At 64.6% G+C, this 13,911-nt stretch carries 13 protein-coding genes; 5 read left to right on the top strand and 8 right to left on the bottom strand.

Going from position 1 to position 13,911, the window contains the following annotated elements; genetic code table 11:
• Positions 1–10 precede the first annotated feature (10 nt).
• Together BQ7471_RS08130 and BQ7471_RS08135 are read right to left on the bottom strand one after the other, a co-directional pair.
• Complete coding sequence (locus BQ7471_RS08130; RefSeq protein ID WP_076466294.1) at positions 11–1,216, bottom strand: Fic family protein; 1,206 nt, start codon at positions 1,214–1,216, stop codon at positions 11–13.
• 141 nt (positions 1,217–1,357) lie between these two features.
• Positions 1,358–2,272 carry a patatin-like phospholipase family protein gene (locus BQ7471_RS08135; protein ID WP_235821273.1) on the bottom strand — a complete coding sequence of 305 codons (915 nt, stop codon included), beginning with the start codon at positions 2,270–2,272 and terminating at the stop codon, positions 1,358–1,360.
• A gap of 153 nt (positions 2,273–2,425) precedes the next feature.
• Here BQ7471_RS08135 and BQ7471_RS08140 point away from each other — a divergent pair, with 153 nt between their 5' ends.
• Positions 2,426–4,717 (top strand): S9 family peptidase, encoded by a 2,292-nt coding sequence (locus BQ7471_RS08140; protein WP_076465471.1) that lies wholly within the window; start codon positions 2,426–2,428, stop codon positions 4,715–4,717.
• A 100-nt stretch (positions 4,718–4,817) separates the two neighbouring features.
• Here the strand turns inward: BQ7471_RS08140 and BQ7471_RS08145 are convergent, their stop codons facing one another.
• From BQ7471_RS08145 to BQ7471_RS08170, 6 genes are all read right to left on the bottom strand, one after another.
• Positions 4,818–5,552 carry a DNA alkylation repair protein gene (locus tag BQ7471_RS08145; protein WP_076465473.1) on the bottom strand — a complete coding sequence of 245 codons (735 nt, stop codon included), beginning with the start codon at positions 5,550–5,552 and terminating at the stop codon, positions 4,818–4,820.
• Between the two features lie 13 nt (positions 5,553–5,565).
• Positions 5,566–6,003, bottom strand: coding sequence for a hypothetical protein (locus tag BQ7471_RS08150; protein ID WP_129583391.1), 438 nt, complete (start codon positions 6,001–6,003; stop codon positions 5,566–5,568).
• Between the two features lie 75 nt (positions 6,004–6,078).
• Positions 6,079–7,635, bottom strand: a complete 1,557-nt coding sequence (locus tag BQ7471_RS08155) for an alpha/beta hydrolase family protein (RefSeq protein WP_076465476.1) — start codon at positions 7,633–7,635, stop codon at positions 6,079–6,081.
• 1 nt (position 7,636) lies between these two features.
• Complete coding sequence (locus BQ7471_RS08160; RefSeq protein WP_129583392.1) at positions 7,637–8,467, bottom strand: hypothetical protein; 831 nt, start codon at positions 8,465–8,467, stop codon at positions 7,637–7,639.
• A gap of 111 nt (positions 8,468–8,578) precedes the next feature.
• Positions 8,579–8,815, bottom strand: coding sequence for a YdeI/OmpD-associated family protein (locus tag BQ7471_RS08165; RefSeq protein ID WP_129583393.1), 237 nt, complete (start codon positions 8,813–8,815; stop codon positions 8,579–8,581).
• Positions 8,812–9,687, bottom strand: coding sequence for a ribonuclease H family protein (locus tag BQ7471_RS08170; RefSeq protein WP_076465479.1), 876 nt, complete (start codon positions 9,685–9,687; stop codon positions 8,812–8,814). The genes BQ7471_RS08165 and BQ7471_RS08170 overlap by 4 nt, the downstream gene beginning before the upstream one ends.
• A gap of 128 nt (positions 9,688–9,815) precedes the next feature.
• On the opposite strand from BQ7471_RS08170, the gene BQ7471_RS08175 reads away from it, so the two are divergent.
• The 4 genes from BQ7471_RS08175 to BQ7471_RS08190 all read left to right on the top strand — a co-directional run bounded on the left by BQ7471_RS08175 (position 9,816) and on the right by BQ7471_RS08190 (position 13,623).
• Positions 9,816–10,619, top strand: a complete 804-nt coding sequence (locus BQ7471_RS08175) for an AzlC family ABC transporter permease (RefSeq protein WP_083663403.1) — start codon at positions 9,816–9,818, stop codon at positions 10,617–10,619.
• Positions 10,616–10,942, top strand: coding sequence for a branched-chain amino acid transporter permease (locus BQ7471_RS08180; RefSeq protein WP_076465480.1), 327 nt, complete (start codon positions 10,616–10,618; stop codon positions 10,940–10,942). The genes BQ7471_RS08175 and BQ7471_RS08180 overlap by 4 nt, the downstream gene beginning before the upstream one ends.
• Positions 10,943–11,043: 101 nt before the next feature.
• Positions 11,044–12,255 (top strand): ATP-binding protein, encoded by a 1,212-nt coding sequence (locus tag BQ7471_RS08185; protein ID WP_076465482.1) that lies wholly within the window; start codon positions 11,044–11,046, stop codon positions 12,253–12,255.
• A gap of 30 nt (positions 12,256–12,285) precedes the next feature.
• Positions 12,286–13,623: an alpha/beta fold hydrolase gene (locus BQ7471_RS08190; RefSeq protein WP_076465483.1), complete on the top strand. Its 1,338-nt coding sequence runs from the start codon at positions 12,286–12,288 to the stop codon at positions 13,621–13,623.
• Positions 13,624–13,911 lie beyond the last annotated feature (288 nt).

Below are 13,911 nucleotides of genomic sequence, written 5' to 3' on the forward strand. Positions count from 1 at the left end.
CGCCGTTCAGTCAGGAGAGTCCTCGCTGCAGGAGGACGGTGAGAACCTCCGGCGCTGTGAAGAGCCGAGGCTGTGCATACGGATTGATCGCCTCCAGGATTCCCAGATCGACGAGTTGTTTCACAAGACCGTTGACTCGCGAATACGACAGCCCCGTCGCGACCTCGGCGCGGCGGATCGTGAATGAGGGATTCGCGACGGCGAAGTCGACGAGTTCGAGCGCGTGGGAGGAGCGCAGGTTCGATTCTCGAATCCGCTCTTTCAGATGCTCTTGAACCTCGACGAGTGCAAGCATCTGCCGACAAGTCGCCCTCGCTGAGGCGGCGAGGCCCTTGGCGAAGAATGAGAGGAACGAGTCCCAGTCGCCTTTGGTACTGACGCCGAGAAGGGTGTCGTAGTACTCGCTTCGCCTTGCCTCGAACCACGGGGATACGGTGAGAGTCGGTTCGGACAACACACCGTTGTGCAGCAGGGTCAAAATGATGAGGTAGCGACCGAGTCGGCCATTCCCATCTCTGAACGGGTGGAGGGTCTCGAGCTGATAGTGGGCCATGCCCGCTTCGATCACCGGATCGATCATGCCGTCATGATCTGCTTGAATCCAGGAGAGCAATGAATCGACGCCCGCGCGCAAACGATCCCCCGGCGGAGCGGGTACGAATCGCGCGCTCATAATCGCCGGATCGGAGGGGCTTGCAACATCCCGTCGGCCGATGACTACTTGCGTGTCTCGAAGACGACCGGACTCCGACTCCAGGGCGGTCCCCCGCATGAGAGCGCCCTGCAGATCCTCAAGCAGGCCACGAGTGATGTGCCGCCCCTCCGAGACCCATGAGTAACCTTTCTCAGCCATATTCACGTAATTGAGGATCTCCCTCATCTGCACAGTCGTAGTGGTGTCCTCATCAGCGGTGAGAACAGCATCGAGTGGCGCATAGGTTCCTTCAAGGGCCGAGGTCGACTGCGCTTCGGTTCGCAGTGAGGGCATGCGGAGGAGACGAGGATTGGGGAGTCGACGCGCGGTCGCATCGAGGGCGGCCAGCTCTCGCCCTGCTGCCGCAATGTCCCGGTAGGCGGCTCCGGACAGCGCGGGCTCATGCTCGGTCAACGGCGCAGGGATGAAAGCCTTGTGGGTCCATGCGCCGCGGATCGGGTCCGAACCGCTGATGTCGACGAGTTCTCCCATGTCCGCGTTTGTGAACATCACGAGATCCATGATGTTCATCATATACTCATTGTTAGACATGACGACTATGTGCTTTACACACAAAAGTCCCTTGTGTGCAAAGCTGCGTGCCACTATGCGCATTCTCAGTCATCCCGATGCGCGGAGTACTGTTCGTCGAGGAGTGACGCGTCAGAGCCCCAGGAACGCCTTGATGGCAGGCATTTCGCGGCGGATCTGAGTCTCGCCGGCCCTGAAGGCGGTTTCGAGGCGGTCGCGGCGCAGCTCCGTGTTGGAGATCGGCGCATCCTCGGGGAAGTAGAGGTAGGCGCGCCCCCGTTCCTCAAGTTCGAACATCTTCGCCCTCGTCGCGTTGTAACGCGCGGGTCTGGCGGCGACGCCCTCGTAGACGGCGGGCAGGTCCGCGAACTTCGCTTTGAGCATGGCGCCGACGGCGGGGCGCAGCGGGCCTTTGACGTAGTCGCGGGGCCGGGTCGCGATGATGAGGAACTTCTTGTATCCGTCGCGGATCGCCACATCGAGGGGGATGCCGCCGGAGGGACCGAGCGCGCCATCGACGTAGGTTTCTCCGTCGATGACGACCGGGGGCATGAGGATCGGCAGCGTGGAGGAGGCGCGTGCCCTCGGACCGAGGGTCTCAAGGGTGGACATCTCGTCCTTGGAGAACCATCGCATCTGCCCGCGGGTGGCGTTGAAGGAGCCAACGCGGGTGGTCGCCGGGTTCGCGGCGAAAGTGTCGATGTCGAAGGGGATCGCTCCGTCGGGGTAGCAGATGTCCTCATACAGATAGGCCGCGTTGAAGAAGCCCCTGCCTTTGAGGAAGTGTCCGAGTCCGGCGAATTGCGGGTCGTCAACGATATCGACGAATGTCGCGTAGGAGCGAGCGGGATCGCGGGAGACGTAATTGCACAGATGAGAGGTTCCGGCGGATATTCCCGAGACGTAATCGAAGTACAGTCCTTGTGCCAGCAGCTCGTTGACGACGGCAGCCGTGTAGGCGTTGCGCATCCCGCCGCCCTCGAAGACGAGGGCGGTGTCGGTGATATTCGACGTCAGGATTAGAGAGTTCAGTGCTGACTCAGCCACGCATCGAGCATATTCCCGCTTGCTGAAATTCCGCTCGTCGAGATCGCGAAATGAGTCGCGGACGACTGAGGGTTTCCACACATTCACCCCGCTGCGCATAGATCCGCCCCTACTCAGCTGCTCGTCCCGGTGCCGCCGGGTAGGCTCACACCCATGACTGACATGCTCGTTCCCCCCGTCGCGCCCAAGCGATTCGGCGTCCGCGTCCGCTCGATCCACGGCGACTACATCGACGACGGGTGGGACTGGCTGCGCGATGAGACCGATCCCGCGGCGATCGCTCACCTTCGCGCCGAAAACGAGTGGGCCGACCACATCTGCGCGCCGACCCGGGGCCTCGCCGACCGGATCGAGGCCGATGTGAAGGCGCGAGCCGCCCTCTTCGACGTCTCGGCCCCCGTGCGCAACGGCGACTACTGGTACTACTGCCGCTTCGAGGAGGGCAAGTCCTACGCGATCCACTGCCGTCTCCGAGCGGCCCACGGCCCGCTCGACTTCAACGACCCGGTCCCCTCCCCCGATCCCCGCATCCCCCTCGACGGGGAGAGCGTCCTCGTCGATGAGAATGCGCTCGCTGAAGGAGAGGAGTTCTTCCGCCTCGCCGATCTCGTCCCGAGCCCCGATGGGCGCCTCATCGCATGGGCGCGCGACACCGCAGGCGATGAGCGCTACACATGGGTGATCCAGGAGGCGTCCACCGGGCGCGTCATTGATGAGGCGGTGTGCGACGCGGGCTACGGGCTCGCATGGTCGGCCGACTCCGCATGGGTCCTCTACACGGGTCTGGACACTGCATGGCGCCAGTGCGAAGTGTGGGCGCACCGTCTCGGCACTCCGATGTCGGAAGACCTTCTCCTCCTCACCGAGCCCGATGGGCGCTTCGACCTGTGGTTCGACACCAGCGCCGACCCCGATCACGTCGTCATCCATTCGACGTCGACGACATCGGGCCGGGCGTGGCTCTGGCTGCCCGCCTCCCCCACGATGATTCCCCTTCCTCTCGTCGACCTCGTCGAGGGCCGACAAGTGGGGGTGGAGCCCGCAGGCGATCACCTCCTCATTGTGCACACCGCGACATCCAAGGAGGGGTCGCTCGCTGCGGCTCCTCTCCCCGTAGCCCCTTCCCCTCGCATGACGGCGGGACCGGAGCGCAGGCGCGCCCTCGTCGACCCGGCATCTGTCGGCGGGCTTGACCGCGCCCCTCTCGCGCCGAGCAGCGCGTGGGTGTCGATCCGCGAGGCGCAGCCGGGCGAGCGCATCGTCTCCGTCGCAGCCCACGAGCACTTCTGCGCGGTGTCGATGCGTTCGGGCTCTCTCACCCAGGTGGAGTACCGCGAACGCGTGCTCGCGCTGCAGCGCGACGACGCCGGAATGATCCTCGCCCTCGATGCGGCGCACCTGGGATGCGCGTGGGGGCCGGGTCGCTTCGTCGACGTGGAGTCGCCGACGAGGACGATTCAGGTCGCTCCCGGTTCGCGCTTCGAAGACCGTCAACTCCGCGTGTCCTACCAGAGCACGATCGTGCCCGAGACGACACTCGTCGTCGACCCTGCGAGCGGCGAGCGGCGGGTCCTCCACGTCCAAGACGCCCCCGGGTGGGACCCGAGCGTCTTCGTCGAAGAGCGCGTGTGGGTGACGGCCCGCGATGGCCGGACGCAAATCCCGGTCACTCTAGTGCACCGGGCGGACGCGACTGCGGACGGGTCGAATGCGGGGTGGCAGATCGGATACGGCTCCTATGAGATCTCCTACGATCCCCAGTTCGAGATTCTGCGCCTGCCGATCCTCGAGCGCGGAGTCGTCATGGCGATCGCGCATATCCGCGGCGGCGGGGAAATGGGGCGCGCCTGGTACGAGGCCGGAAAGGAGCGCGTCAAAGTCACCACATTCACGGATTTCATCGACGTGGCGCATTGGCTGGTGGAATCGGGGTGGGTGGCGACAGACCGCCTCGTCGCTGAGGGGCGCAGTGCCGGCGGCCTGCTCATGGGGGCGGTGCTCAATATGGCGCCCGAGTCGTTCCGCGTCATTGTCGCGGGCGTGCCCTTCGTCGACGCGTTGACGACGATCCTCGACCCGAGTCTTCCGCTGACGGTCGGCGAGTGGGAGGAGTGGGGTAATCCGATTGACGATCCTGAGATCTTCGCAATCATGAAGTCGTATACCCCGTACGAGAATGTCCCCGAAGGAGTGCGCCTCCCAGCGGTGATGGCGACAACCTCTGTCAATGACACGCGAGTCGGGTTCGTCGAGCCGACGAAGTGGGTGCAGCGCCTGCGCGAGGCCTCTGGGCACAATGACGACGAAGACGCGGCCCACGCCCGTCCGATCGTGCTGCGCACACAGATGGTGGCGGGGCATGCGGGCCCGTCGGGCCGACAGGCGAAGTGGACGGCTCGGGCCGAGGAGTTCGCCTTCGCCCTCGCGCAGGTCACCACCTGTTAAGCGACGGCCCACCCGCACGCACTACCCGCCAAAACGCACACAGTTTCTCACTGCTGTCATTCTCGGAGACACCGCGCTGCGCCTCTGACCTGGTCGGATATTATTCGGACTGTGCTGGGGCACCGCGATTGGACCGAGACTGTGTGCGTTTCAGCGTCGGAATGGTGGTTCTCACGCTGCGCAGCAGATCCTTCGTCTCGTCGGAGACACGGTAGGAGTCGATGCACTTGCCGATCGCCTTCCGACGGATCGGCGCCGCAAGCCGGTCCTCGACCAGCCACGCCAATGCATCGTCGGGCCGCTTAGTGATGGCGGTGGCGAAGTACCACGCGATCATCATCTGAAGGTAGTACTCCTCGGTGTCAATGCCTCCCACGAGCTCGAGGAATTCCTCTTTGAAAGCGCCTGTGAGGAAATGCTCCATGAGCACCCCGATGCCGAAGCGCCTGGTGTAGAGGTGGTCACTGTCGATCCATCGCCGGGCGGCGGCTTCAAGGGCGGAAAGGTCGGTGCCGAGCGCCTTGGGATTCATGGAGTCGCATACGGCCCAGTTGTCCACATAGGGCAGAAAATCGTCAACGGCCGCCAGGCACGCGGCGAAATCCTTCTCCTGGGTGATGAGCAGACCGTGAAGCATATTCTCATCGAAGAGGCGATGAGGAGTCGCCGCCATGAATGCGCGGGCCTCCTCATTCCGGGTGCGCCACAGCGTTTTGGCGAATGCGCGCAACTGCGGCGTCCGGGCCCCGAGGATCGTCGACGCATCGACTCCGGGAACGAGGCGGGCGACGAAGGCGGCGTTCTTCGGATCTGCGAGATGGTCGATGGTGATCATCCTCTATGCCCCTCTATTTCCCATACGCCTCGATGACTTCGTGGAACGTCGGGCTCGGGTTGGCGAACCCGAGATCGCTCTCCTCAAAGCGGAAGTACTCGTCGTCGTCGGCGACGACGTACATGTTGACATAGGCGTTGTCGCGGTCGGGGAGGACGGCCGCCGCAATGCGGTGCAATTCTTCGAAGGCGGCACGGGCGGCCGAGGGGTCGGCTGACGCGATGGAGATGCGGCCGTCGAGGTTGAGCGCCCCGGTCGGCCCCTTCCTTCCGCAGGTCAGGCGCACGTCGGTGACTCCTGGGATGGCGCGGGCGCCGTCGACGATGACAGTCTCCATCTGCGTGATCTCCTCATCAGAGACGTCTCGGTGGGGGGCGCACGCGGCGATCCACAACGACAGGACTCCTGCGAGGAGTGCGTACAGCGTGCGGATCATTCGCCGTCTCCCCATGACGAGCCTCCTCTCGATGCCGCCGCCGCGCTGTCCGCGACAACAGTCGCCCGGCGAACGCCCCCGATCCCATTATCAGTCGACGACACGGCCGAAAGGCACATTATACTGCTCCGTCCTCCTCGGGTCATTCGTGAAGAACTCGTCGATCTGCGGGTTCTCCCGCTGCCACTGGGTCATGAGGTCGCCGCCCGGAGTCCCGGGTCTCACCGAGTTCACGTAGGCGTTCTGATCATGGTTGTCGAATCCTGAGGCTGGGGATTCGAGATAGCCGTGAGTGATATTGTCGGCCGATCCGGGCCAACCGCCGAGGTCGAGCCGGGGAACGGGATCGCCGAAGTCTCTCAAGGGGTTCGACGCCCCGTGCTGCAGTGCGAGAACGGGGACATCGGACGGTATTTCCGCGCAGTCGATCGGGGAGCCGTAGGTCACCATGCCCTGGATGTTGTAGCGCGAGGAGAAGCCCTTGTCCGCGGCCATATTCGACGTGATGATGCCGCCTTGCGAGTGACCGGTCATAAGAAGCTGGGGGTGCTCGCCGATATTCGCATCCGGGTGCTCCAAGCGGTACTGCTCGATGGCATGGTCCACGGCCTGTTGCGCTGCTTGCGTGCCCGAACTCGTCCCATTCGCCATCCCCCACACATTCGCCGGCCAGTCGCGCCCGTTCGGGTGCCCGGTCCACCCCTCCCAGGTGTCGATCGCCGGTTCGGTTCCGGCAACTGCAACGATGAATCGGGTGGTCCCATCAGATCCTTCGACTGCCACGACCTGCACGCCGTCGTGGTTATAAGCCGAATTACCGAGGGCGAGAAGGTCCTGGATGGTCTGCGGTTCGACGGCGTCCCTCTGAGAGACGGGCTCGGGCTGCCCGGCCCACGGTTTTCCATCGTCGAAGAAGTTGAGGTCGCGTCCGGCGACGACATTGCCGACAGTTCCCGCACCTGTTGCCAGGACAAGACCGACCGAGGCGAGGATCTCCGCCGGCTGGGGGATACGACCCTCGGTGAAGATGCGCGTGAACTGACTGTTCAGCGACTGCCATGCCCTCGCATGCACAGCCATGCCGGCCGTGAATGCGTTCCATCGGTTCGCCAGATCGGTGGTGACGGAGTGGAAGAGGCTCTTGCCGTCGTCGATGCGATCGCGGGTCCACTCGATACCGTCCCGGACCCGGTCGCCGATCCAGCGAAGCCCATCGCGCGCCCGGTCACCGACCCACTCGATGCCGTCGGAGACGGCATCGATACCGTGGTAGAACCAGTCATCCCAGGCGCCCGGCAGGCCGGGATCACGGTCGGAGGATCCGCCACCGCCGTGTCGCGAGCCTGCCGGTGAACCGCCGGATGAGCCCGTGCCGACCCCGAGATCATTGGACGTGTCCTCCTGCGCGGACGCATTGGCACGAAGGGTCGCCCCGGCCTGGCGGATCGCGCGCGCCGAATCAATCATGGTGCGCTGGTGCCGACTGGTCCACATCGCGCGGAAGGCATCGGCATCGGAGCCGTCCCATGTCGTCGACCTCAGTAGATTGGACACCTCAGCGCGGATCGCGTCAAGAGAATCCGCACTCCTGTCGAACGCCAGCGCGGCTTGGCGCGCAGCGGCAACGTCCATTCCCAGGAGCACCATGTCATGCCTCCTCGTTCGCGCGCGCCGAGCCTTCGCGCGCGCCGCGCTCCATGATGTCGAAGCCGCCGAGGGCGAGCCATGTGACCGTGAAGCCGATGTCGCCCGGCGATACCTTCGTCACACATGCCGTGTCCTTCTTGCGCTCGAGGGAGTACAGGCCGTCCTCGCCGAGGACCCATGCCGTAAAAGCGATGCCCGATGAACCGTCGGGAGCGCCCGGCGCTTCAACGAGGGTCATGAGTGTGACGGTCGCCTTGGGCGTAAACGCATCGAAGACACTCGGGGACAGTCCCGGGACATCGAGTCCCTCACGAATCGTCATGAGGACGTCGGCGTCGACCGGCTGTTCGATGCGTTCGACGGCGCGCGTCTGCCGAGGAGCCGCCCGCAGGTCGTCCACGGGGGGAAGCGCGCGCCGGATGAGCTCCCACGGTCGACCGGGCGTGGTGACGGCGAACTCCATTTCCGGGTCGGCGCCCGTGGGCTCCAGTGAGCCGTCCTCGCCCTCGGCCACGCTGAGGCGGCGCGTGAGGCACGTGGTGACGTTCTCACCGAGGGACACATCCGCGATATACGCCAAGCCGTTGTAGGTCGATGCGACGCGGAAGGCGATCGGCGCGGTGAGGGTCTGGGAGAAAACGGTCCTCCACATCGGGTCGAGCACACCCGCCTCGACGGCGATGCCCGCGTCGACGAGTTCCTTCCACGAAGCGTCATCCGCTCGATCCGTCGGCCGCCCGATCTGGTCCTGCGCGGCCTGCGCAGCGACATTCCACGTCTGGGGCGTCACCATCCAGATTTTCATGGGGGGCTGCTGGGGGGAGTCATTCATGAGCGGCAGCCTAGTGAGAACCCGTCGGGCACGGCAATGGGGACTCCTCCCCGCGCCCGCGTCGATGCGTCCCACGGGTGGCGGTGCTAGGAGCGGACGCACGGGGAGCGCTCAGTGAGCGGAGGGAGCGTGCCTCATCTTCATGTAGACGCCGCCCACTTCCAGTTCGTTGAGCATCTGGTCGATGCGCTTCATCCGAGTTTCGGGGCGCTTGGCGCGTCCGATCCACGCGAGGTAGTCATTGCGCTGGTAGGCGGGCCGGGCGTCGTAGTCCTCACGCAGACCCCGCTCGTTGAGCAGGCGGGCGATGTCCTCGGGCATCTCCTGCAGGGGGCGCATCAGTGTCATTGGGACCTCCCGGAGACGAGTGTCGACTGGTGCAGGAGGATCTTCAGCCCGGCGTCAGTGGGGGTCCACACGGATGTTTCAGTGCTGGAGCCGCCCTCGAAACGCATCGTGTAGCGCACGCACCAGGCGCCCCCCGCTTCGACGGCGTTCATGGCGCTGATCGTCATGCCCGCGGGAGCGGGGCCTGCCATACCGCGCGCCGCGCGTCCATTCGGCCAAATCCGCGTCGCCCCATCGGCTTCGAGATCGACCAGGGCGTCGGCGTCGCCCGCCGCCCATGCGCGGATCATGTTCTTTTCGAGGGCGCTCACCGCTCGGGCGCCCTCGTCTGCGCGAACCGAGTCGCCCGCATCCAGCGTCGCTTCTCGACCGGGGGTGTCGCCCTCGTCGATCGCCCGCCTATTCGAAAAGCCGGGGCCGCGGGCGGGGACCCTGCCCGCCTGATACTCCTCGGCGCAACCTCGGGCGCGCTCGTCGGCCAGTTCGTTGAGCGCGTGCCCGGCGTGGCCCTTCACCCATTCGAAAGTGACGCGGCGCCCCTCAATGGCGCGGTCGATCTGTTGGATGAGTTCGAGATTCTTGATCGGCTTCTTATCGGTCTTGACCCACCCGCGCCGCTTCCAGCTGATCCTCCATTTCGACACGACATTGATCGCGTACTGGGAGTCGCACAGGATGTGCAGCTCTTCACCGCCGAGGCCCGCGGCTTCGGTCGCCTTGAGCAGTTCGAGGACGGCGGTGAGCTCCCCGAGGTTGTTCGTTCCCTCCGGCCAGCCGCCCGCGTCCCAGCAGTCCTCGTTGATGACCCATGCCCATCCTGCGGGTCCGGGGTTTCCGAGTGAGGAGCCGTCGGCGGCTGCGATGATCGTCATGGGGTCATGGTAGACGAGGGCGCCCGCACTGCAGCGAGTGGAGCACTGCGCCCGATGAGCGGGTGTTGACAAGGTCCATATGACGACGCCGGTGGTCCGACCGAATGTTGCGCGGACACAATGGGGCCATGTCCATCTCCGCCACTCCCCCTATCGATCCTGCCCACGGCGCGCCCGCCACCGGGCCGACGCCCGCAGTATCGACACGTCGTGAGATCGTCGAGGGCGTGCGGATCACCGCTCCCGTCGCCCTGGGGTACATCCCCTTGGGCATCGCCTACGGCCTGTTGATCTCTCAGACGAGCCTGCCCTGGTGGATCGGGGTCGCCCTCAATATCGCGGCGTTCTCCGGATCAGCAGAGCTCCTCCTCGTCTCCCTCATCGCCTCGGCGACGCCGGTCGCCTCCATCGCGGTGACGATCTTCCTCGTGAATTCGCGATACCTGTTCTACGCCTTCTCCTTCCCAATCTCGCTGGTGCACACGAAGCTCGGGCGCTTCTACTCGGCGTACGCACTCGTCGACGAGGCCTACGCCCTGTCCCTGTCGCGCCCCGGGTGGACGCACACCCGCATCCTCACGATGCAGCTGTTCCTGCAGGGGCTGTGGATGTGCTCGGGGCTGACGGGGCTGACGCTCGGCTCTCTCATCCCCGCGTCCATCGAGGGCTTCGACTTCGCTCTCGTCGCCATGTTCATCGCCCTCACTTTGGAGGCGGCGCGCTCACTGTCGGACATCCCCTCCGTCCTCTTAGCGAGTCTCGCCCTCACCCTCGCGTGGTTCATCGCTCCGAGTCAGTGGCTCATCACGGCACTGCTGATCTTCGTGGGACTCTTGGCCGCGCGCTTCGTGTGGCTGAATATGCGCGAGGCTCTTCCCTCGCTCGACGAGGGCGGCGCCGGATCTCCGGACCAGTCGGGGGCGGCGTCATGACTCCGACACTCGGCTACATCCTCACGGTCCTCATCGCGGTGTTCCTCGTCGACCTGGGGCTGCGGGGCATTCCCTTCCTCATTCTGGAGCCGCTGCGCGAGTCCCGTTTCGTTCAGACGATGGGAGTGTGGATGCCCGCGGGGATCCTCTTCGTCCTCGCCATCGTCTCCGTCCGGTCCAGCCTCGTCTCCATTCCGGGCAAGGCCTGGGCGACGATTGCGGCGAGCGCCATCACGGTGGCGGCGCACCTGCTGGGCGGGCGTCGCATGATGGTGAGCATCGCAGCGGGGACCCTGTCCTACGTGCTTTTCATCAACATCTAAACAGACCTGTTCTTGTCGATCATGATCGACAAACATGTCACAGTCATCGACTTTGTCGACTATGATCGACAGAGCGCGAGTACATCTGAATGGAGGCATCCATGGACAGACTCATCGATCGCCCGCGGTACCTCTCACGGATCCGCCCTTTCGTCGGCATCCCCGTCATCAAGATCCTCACAGGGGTGCGGCGAAGCGGAAAATCGACACTGCTGCAGATGCTCTCGGCGGAGATCTCCCAGTCGCATCCCGACGCGGTTGTCGTTCATCTCAACCTCGAGTCAGAAGCGGGCTTGTCGATTCGCACTCCGCAGAACCTGCTCGATGCTCTCCGTCACTGCGGCGCAGACTCCCACTCCCGGTCCTACATCTTCCTCGATGAAGTCCAGCGGCTCGAATCCTGGGAGGATGCGATCAACGCGATCCGAGTCGATTGGGACTGCGACCTCTATCTGACTGGATCGAACTCAACAATGCTGTCGAGTGAACTCGCGACTAATCTCGCCGGCCGCTACACAGAGTTCTCGATCCGCCCATTGGCGTTCGCAGAGTTCGCGGAACTCTATCCGAATGAGGCGGACCGGCACGCGCTATTCGAGGACTATGTCAGCGTCGGCGGATTCCCCCTCCTCAAGTACTTCAATCGTTCACTCGCCCCTTCCCTGCAGTATCTCCAAAGCGTTGTCGACACCGTCGTCGTGCGCGATGTCATCGAACATCGGAACATCCGCGACGTTGATCTCTTCCAGCGGATACTCCGATACTGCGTCGGCAATATCGGACGAACCTTCTCGGCACATTCCATCGTCCGATACCTCAAGAGCGAAGGGCGCACTGTCAGCGTCGACACGGTCCTCTCATACCTCGACTACTGCACCCAGGCCTTCCTCATCGAGAGGGTCCCCCGCTTCGACATTACGGGCAAGACGGTACTGCGCGCCGACGAGAAGTACTACGCCGTCGACCACGGCATCCGGTCGGCGATGGGATTCGACAACCGTACTGATATCGAACTCGTGCTTGAGAACATCGTCTACTCGGACCTGCGATCGCGCGGCTACGACGTTCACGTCGGATGTCGGGGCAATAAGGAAGTTGATTTCGTCGCTGTGAATGGTTCGAGCCGCCTCTACATCCAGGTGTCCTACCTCATTGCCCCGGAGCAGACTCGCGACAGGGAGTTCGGGGCGCTGGAAGCGATCGCGGACAACTACCCGAAACTCGTGCTCAGCATGGATCCCATGACGCAATCGCGCAACGGCATCGAACATCTCAATATCGTCGACTTCCTCCTCGACGAGGGCGCCGCCTGAGCCGATGCGCGTCGCGATAGGCTGAGTACCATGCGCACCGCCTCGTACATCCAGCACTCCTGCACCATCACCGAGCACCGCTTCGAGGTGCCCCTCGACCACCGCACCTCCTCACCGGGGGCGCCGACGATCGAGATCTTCGCCCGCGAGGTCGTGCGCCCCGGAGGAGAGAGCCTCCCCTACCTCGTCTACCTGCAGGGCGGTCCCGGATACGGGGCGCCCAGAGTCCAAGACTTCCGCGAATCCTGGCTCGGACGGCTCCTTGAAGACCACCGTCTCGTCCTCCTCGACCAGCGCGGCACCGGCCAATCCGGACGCCTGGACGCGCGCTCCCTCATCGAGGAGTCACGATTCCGCTCTGCCGACGGCGCCCTCGACGCCCAGCGCCTCGCCGACTACCTCATGTTCTTCCGCCAAGATCAGATCGTCTTCGACGCCGAATTCGTGCGCCGCGAGCTCGCGGGCGACGAACCGTGGTCGACGCTCGGGCAGAGCTTCGGCGGCTTCATCACGACCTCCTACCTGTCTCTCGCCCCCGAAGGACTGAAGAAATCCCTCATCACGGGTGGACTGCCCGGCCTCGTCCATGTCGACGACATCTACCGGCGCACCTATGCGGCCACAGCCGCCCGCAACCGCGCCTACTTCTCCCGTTACACGGGCGACGAGCAGACGGTGCGCGAGGTCGCGGCGCACCTGGCGGACACGGAGGAGACGCTTCCGACGGGCGAGAGGCTCTCCCCCGCCCGCTTCCGCATGATCGGCATGGGCCTGGGCACGACCACGAGGACGGATCTGCTCCACTACCTCCTCGAAGGGCCGTGGGTGAGCGTCAATGGGAGCCGTCGTCTGTCCTCACAATTTCTGGAGGCGGTCGGCGCTGAGATCGGAGTCGCTCCGATGTATGCGGTCCTCCAAGAGGCGATCTACGCCGGTGCGACCCCGGGGCTCGCGGGCACGGCGACCGCGTGGTGTGCGGATCGCCTCGCCGAGGAGGTCCCCGGGTTCGCGAAGGACGCCGACCCCCTTGACTCCTCCCAGCCCTACTATCTGACGGGCGAGCACATGATGCGCCGGATCTTCGACGAGGACCCCGCCCTCGTCCCCTTCGCCGGGGTCTGCGACATCCTCGCCGCCCGCACCGACTGGCCCACCGTGTATCTTCCCGAGGTTCTCGCGCATAACAGCGTGCCCGTCGCAGCATCCGTGTACTACGACGACATGTTCGTCCCGCGCGACCTGTCCGTGGAGACAGCTGAAGCGATCCGGGGCGCGCGCACGTGGGTGACGAACGAGTATCAGCACGACGGACTGCGCGCCTCGGGTACTGCGGTCGTGTCTCACCTGCTCGGCCTCGTCGCCGACTGAGCGGGCGCAGCGCAGGAGGGCTGTACGGGCGGGGCTGGTGCAGGTTTTGGTGACACTTGATGTGAGTTCAGGTGGTGCGTTTGTGGGAGGGATGTTGATCATGTTGAAGGTCTTGTCTTAGGGAGTTGTGTGGGTGGCTTGCGCGAGTGGTGAACCGCTCTGGCGGGTCGCGAAGGGATGTCGGTATCGCCGAGTCGTGTGTGCGCCGCTGGTTGCGCGCGACCGAACAAGGCGATGCCCTTTGGCTCGCCATGAGATCACCACACGAATTCGAAACCCTTGCCGCCT

It is taken from the genome of Actinomyces mediterranea, assembly GCF_900155595.1.
GTDB classification, from domain to species: Bacteria; Actinomycetota; Actinomycetes; order Actinomycetales; family Actinomycetaceae; genus Pauljensenia; species Pauljensenia mediterranea.

Bases quoted from the DNA above. Each gene is read 5' to 3' on its own strand.
- BQ7471_RS08130 (WP_076466294.1), bottom strand. From the start codon at position 1,216: ATGGATCTCGTGATGTTCACAAACGCGGACATGGGAGAACTCGTCGAC.
- BQ7471_RS08140 (WP_076465471.1), top strand. From the start codon at position 2,426: ATGACTGACATGCTCGTTCCCCCCGTCGCGCCCAAGCGATTCGGCGTC.
- BQ7471_RS08145 (WP_076465473.1), bottom strand. From the start codon at position 5,552: ATGATCACCATCGACCATCTCGCAGATCCGAAGAACGCCGCCTTCGTC.
- BQ7471_RS08150 (WP_129583391.1), bottom strand. From the start codon at position 6,003: ATGGGGAGACGGCGAATGATCCGCACGCTGTACGCACTCCTCGCAGGA.
- BQ7471_RS08155 (WP_076465476.1), bottom strand. From the start codon at position 7,635: ATGGTGCTCCTGGGAATGGACGTTGCCGCTGCGCGCCAAGCCGCGCTG.
- BQ7471_RS08160 (WP_129583392.1), bottom strand. From the start codon at position 8,467: ATGAATGACTCCCCCCAGCAGCCCCCCATGAAAATCTGGATGGTGACG.
- BQ7471_RS08165 (WP_129583393.1), bottom strand. From the start codon at position 8,815: ATGACACTGATGCGCCCCCTGCAGGAGATGCCCGAGGACATCGCCCGC.
- BQ7471_RS08170 (WP_076465479.1), bottom strand. From the start codon at position 9,687: ATGACGATCATCGCAGCCGCCGACGGCTCCTCACTCGGAAACCCCGGA.
- BQ7471_RS08175 (WP_083663403.1), top strand. From the start codon at position 9,816: ATGTCCATCTCCGCCACTCCCCCTATCGATCCTGCCCACGGCGCGCCC.
- BQ7471_RS08180 (WP_076465480.1), top strand. From the start codon at position 10,616: ATGACTCCGACACTCGGCTACATCCTCACGGTCCTCATCGCGGTGTTC.
- BQ7471_RS08185 (WP_076465482.1), top strand. From the start codon at position 11,044: ATGGACAGACTCATCGATCGCCCGCGGTACCTCTCACGGATCCGCCCT.
- BQ7471_RS08190 (WP_076465483.1), top strand. From the start codon at position 12,286: ATGCGCACCGCCTCGTACATCCAGCACTCCTGCACCATCACCGAGCAC.